This window comes from Rhizobium sp. FKL33 (assembly GCF_005222915.1).
Classification (GTDB): Bacteria; Pseudomonadota; Alphaproteobacteria; order Rhizobiales; family Rhizobiaceae; genus Rhizobium_E.
The window spans coordinates 1-1,064 of the sequence record NZ_STFX01000054.1; the positions used below are offsets into that span (position 1 = coordinate 1).

The window sequence follows — 1,064 nt, forward strand, 5'->3', positions numbered from 1 at the left end:
TCGAGACGCCGGAATATACCGCCAACGCCGACGGCATCGGCACGCTGCGCCTGCTCGAAGCCATCCGCATTCTGAAGATGGAAAAGAAGACCCGCTTCTACCAGGCCTCGACCTCCGAGCTCTATGGTCTTGTGCAGGAAGTGCCGCAGCGCGAAACGACGCCGTTCTATCCGCGCTCGCCCTACGCCGCCGCCAAGCTCTATTCTTACTGGATCGTGGTCAACTACCGCGAAGCCTATGGCATCCATGCCTCGAACGGCATCCTGTTCAACCATGAAAGCCCGCTGCGCGGCGAGACCTTCGTCACCCGCAAGATCACCCGCGCCGCCGCCGCCATCCGGCTCGGCAAGCAGGAGAAGCTCTATGTCGGCAATATCGACGCCAAGCGCGACTGGGGCCATGCGCGGGAATATGTGCGCGGCATGTGGATGATGCTGCAGCAGGACCAGCCCGACGATTACGTGCTCGCCACCGGCGAAACCACCGAAGTCCGCCAGTTCATCACCTGGGCCTTCGAGGATGTCGGCATTCATCTGGAATGGAAGGGCGAAGGCGTTGACGAGAAGGGTTATGACCAGCTGACCGGCAAGGTCGTGGTCGAGATCGATCCGCGTTATTTCCGCCCGACCGAAGTCGAGCTGCTGATCGGCGATCCGACCAAGGCGCACACCAAGCTCGGCTGGAAGCATGAGACGCCCGTGCGCGAACTCTGCCGCGAAATGGTCAATGAAGACCTCAAGGTCATGCAGACCGCCACCGTGATGAAGGAAGCGTGAGCCCGATGTACTCGCTCAGCGGAAAGAAGGTCTGGGTGGCCGGCCATCGCGGCATGGTGGGCTCCGCCATCGTGAGACGGCTGGCGTCGGAAGGCGCCGAGGTTGTCACCGCCTCGCGCGCGGACGCCGATCTGCGCGACCAGGCGGCCACCACCGCCTGGATCGAGAAGACCAGGCCGGACGCGGTGTTTCTCGCCGCGGCCAAGGTCGGCGGCATTCTCGCCAACGACACCTATCCGGCCGATTTTCTCTATGACAACCTGATGATCGAGGCCAACATCATCCATG

Annotated in this window: 2 protein-coding genes; both read left to right on the forward strand. The window is 62.5% G+C overall.

Annotation, left to right across the window (positions count from 1 at the left end):
* Positions 1–776, forward strand: a 776-nt coding sequence (gene gmd, locus E8Q41_RS23405; RefSeq protein WP_137157864.1) for a GDP-mannose 4,6-dehydratase, incomplete at its 5' end; no start/stop codon positions are given.
* Between the two features lie 5 nt (positions 777–781).
* Positions 782–1,064 (forward strand): NAD-dependent epimerase/dehydratase family protein (locus E8Q41_RS26040; protein WP_246660304.1); only part of this gene is annotated, 283 nt, incomplete at its 3' end.